Consider the following 3,562-nt stretch of genomic DNA (forward strand, 5'->3'; position numbering starts at 1 on the left):
CATCTTCACCTTTGTTATCCATCTTCACCTTTGTTATCTCCTGTTTGGTCGAACTATTTACGTTCATGGTGGACACGAAGTCATGGAGTCCCATGCTTGCAATTGTACTAGAAGCCATCTGTGTTCGCTATGTGCTGCGATTGCGCAAGCTGCATGCGCTCTTGATCGTATTGCTTGGGGCGATTGGTTATACCGTTTATTTAGCTATTGTTTTATTTATTGTATCAGTAGTCACAGATGTTCCCGTTTACGATTATTTTGACAGGCTGGATTCCTGGTATCGTCCTCTGAAAATCTATGCTGCACTGCTGGCATTCCTTACGGCATTGCTCTTGAACAAGAACCGCTTAGGTTTTACGATGCGACTGGAGCGGAATGATGCCAAGTACGCTAATCAAGGGTGGCATCCCCGGAATCATGTGTATTTTCCCGCTCTTTTGACGGCCTTTATTTTATTCTCCTCTGCTTATTATGGGGTATCTATGCATGTGGCGTCCATTTTCTATTGGGCTGCAGGGTTTTGCCTAGTATTAGCCTGGATGATTTACCTGCTGTATCGCAAGGAGATGGATGAGCAGTGAAAGATAGCTTTTGGGTACAATAAAGATAACGATTTTATTTGGATGAGGAGGTCATTTCAATGACCCAAGTTACAGTTCGTGAAGCTGTTATACAAGATATTTCCCAGTTAAAAACGTTAATGCTCGCTTATATCGTGGACTTTTACCAATATCGCCAGCCGGAGGATGAGAAGCTGAACGGATTGATTCACCATCTGTTGGAGCAGAAGGACGGCATCCAATTCGTAGCGGAAACGGAAGAGGGGAAATTGGTCGGTTTTACGACCTTATATTTTACCTTCAGTACGCTTCGTGCTTCCAAAGTGGCTGTTCTGAACGATCTCTATGTGATTGAAGCGGAACGCGGTCAAGGCGCGGCTGCGAAGCTTTTCGCAGCTAGCAAAGGGTACGCGGCCAGACATGGCTATGCGAACCTGACATGGACCACGGCCAAGGATAACCTTCGTGCGCAAGCTTTTTACGATAAAGTAGGCGGAGATCGCAGCGACTGGCTCACGTATTCTGTGAATCCCACGATTGGTATCGGGGATTAATGTATTAGAGCGCAGCCCCTGTTGGGCAGCACGGGGGTAGTAGATGCTGAATCGCGGAACTACAGTTCGCTATTCGCGCGATTAGTTCCTCCTGGACAGAGTGGGGGAACTGTGATCCGTTATTTCGCCGGATTTGGCGGAAATCCTGGCTTCCAGGGCCAAATAGGGCACTGTAGTTCCGCTGAGTGCAGAAATCAGCCTATTTCGCCGAAATAGCGCTTTGTAGTTCCTCCTCGCATGCTGATGCATGTCAGCAAAGGAATGAGAAGCAGCAAACAGCGGGCGGCAACAAAATGATTCAAGATTAACAAGAATCATATGCCCCTAAGCCAGAAGTATGAGGAACTATGGTACGCTATTTTGGGCGGAACCGACTATTTGGCAGGTGGAGAGGAACTACGTTCCGCTATTTCGGCGCATGATGTCCAAATACAGCGTCCTGAGGGCAAATAAAGGCCTGTAGTTCCGCTGAGTGCAGAAATCAGCCTATTTCGCCGAAATAGCGCTCTGTAGTTCCTCCTCGCATGCTGATGCATGTCAGCAAAGGAATGAGAAGCAGCAAACAGCGGGCGGCAACAAAATGATTCAAGCAGATTCTGTCGCGGTTGGACAATCAACCGGACACATCGAGACCTCTCGACCTTTCCGTCTCAATCTCTCTTATTAAGTTGGTGCGTCCGCTTAACCATCCCATCCATCTCAACCATCTCGACCTTCCCACCTCCATCTCTCGTCTCGAGAGAATGGAGGTTTTTTTGCATCGTCAGGGTGTCGAGACTGAATTCTAAAATCGTTTTCATAATGTTTGCATAATCACAAATACTAAAGAAGTCCTCGATGAAGCCATATATAAAAATTGATATATCCTCGAGGCTGGATCACTCTGTTACTTCGTATGCGAAATAATCTAAGGGGGTACTTTGGACGATCAGCAGCGTGTTTTACAAATCTTCCATAGCTACCGAGAGGTCAATCAAGCTTTCGATTAAGTTATGACGAAAGTAGCTCAACGTCATGGCCTTGCGCCGTACCAAGCGATGTTTCGGCCTTGCTTGGCTTATCTGAGGAGGATCAAGAGCAGTTCCATCGGGTTCAAAATAAGATTTTAACGATTTTAAAGAACATAGGTGAGGATGATTTCAATGACTAGCATGGTTAATGCAACATTGCGCAAGGGACCAATCATGGCCTCGTTGCTTATTGCCGCATTCGTGGCGTTATTAAGTCAAACGGTCTTAAATGTAGCGCTGCCCAAAATGATGATCGACCTGAATGTGAATGAAAGCACGATACAGTGGCTATCCAACGGGTATATGCTCATGAATGGGGTTCTCGTTCCAATCAGTGCGTATCTCATTAACCGTTTCACAACCCGCAAGTTATTCCTAGTCGCTTCGTCACTATTTGCTCTTGGGACGATCGTTTGTGCATTGTCTGCGGATTTCAGCTGGCTTCTGGGTGGCCGACTTGTTCAGGCAGTTGGGGCAGGGGTTCTTATGCCGCTTATGTCTGTGGTTGTTCTGACCATTTTCCCTGTCGCTGAGCGTGGTAAAGCAATGGGCATGATGGGGATCGCGATGATTTTTGCCCCGGCGATTGGACCGACGATGTCCGGTTGGGTCGTGGAACATTACCACTGGCATGTTCTATTTTATATCATCTTGCCACTGGCCATTTTCGCTGTAATTTTCGGAGCTTTCTCCATGAAGGACGTTATAAAAACATCAAACCCGAACCTCGATGTATTAGGAGTTATTTTTTCTACGCTTGGTTTTGGCGGTATTCTCTACGGCTTTAGTGCCGCGGGGTCTGACGGGTGGGGAAGCGCGGATGTTGTCGTTTGTCTCGTCGTAGGCGGTATCTCGCTGCTGCTCTTTATCCTACGCTCGATCATGGGTAAGACGCCGTTACTCGAATTCCGAGTATTCAAATATTCGATGTTTTCGCTAACGACGCTTATTAACGCCATCATCACGATGGCCATGTTCTCGGGTATGATCCTGCTGCCTATCTTCCTGCAAAACATCCGGGGCTTCACACCGCTTGAGTCCGGCTTGCTTTTGCTGCCGGGGGCCATTCTGATGGGAATCATGTCTCCGATTACGGGTATGATTTTCGATAAAGTAGGCGCTCGGTGGTTGGCCGTTATCGGCTTAATTATCACGACCATCACAACTTATGAGTTCAGCCGGCTTACCGCGGATTCTACGTACAATCATTTAATGCTGGTGTACACTCTGCGGATGTTCGGAATGTCCATGCTCATGATGCCAATTCAGACAGCTGGTATGAACCAACTGCCGCGAAGCTTGAATGCGCACGGTTCTGCGATGTCGCAGACGCTTCGTAACGTTTCAGGAGCGCTTGGAACGGCGCTTCTCGTGACTTTCATGACGAACAAAGCAGCTTCTCATGCCAAAGAGCTCATCATCTCGGGCAGAATTGATC

Annotated in this window: 3 protein-coding genes; all 3 read left to right on the top strand. The window is 47.5% G+C overall.

Going from position 1 to position 3,562, the window contains the following annotated elements; translation table 11 throughout:
- Positions 1 to 581: hypothetical protein (locus AC1DUA_RS28960; protein WP_477503050.1), on the top strand; the 581-nt coding region annotated here is incomplete at its 5' end.
- A gap of 59 nt (positions 582 to 640) precedes the next feature.
- On the top strand, positions 641 to 1,114 hold the full coding sequence (locus AC1DUA_RS28965; protein WP_161407109.1) for a GNAT family N-acetyltransferase: 474 nt from the start codon (positions 641 to 643) through the stop codon (positions 1,112 to 1,114).
- Between the two features lie 1,142 nt (positions 1,115 to 2,256).
- A partial coding sequence (locus AC1DUA_RS28970) for a DHA2 family efflux MFS transporter permease subunit (RefSeq protein WP_477503051.1) occupies positions 2,257 to 3,562 on the top strand: 1,306 nt, incomplete at its 3' end.

Source organism: Paenibacillus sp. 01T422 (assembly GCF_056398785.1).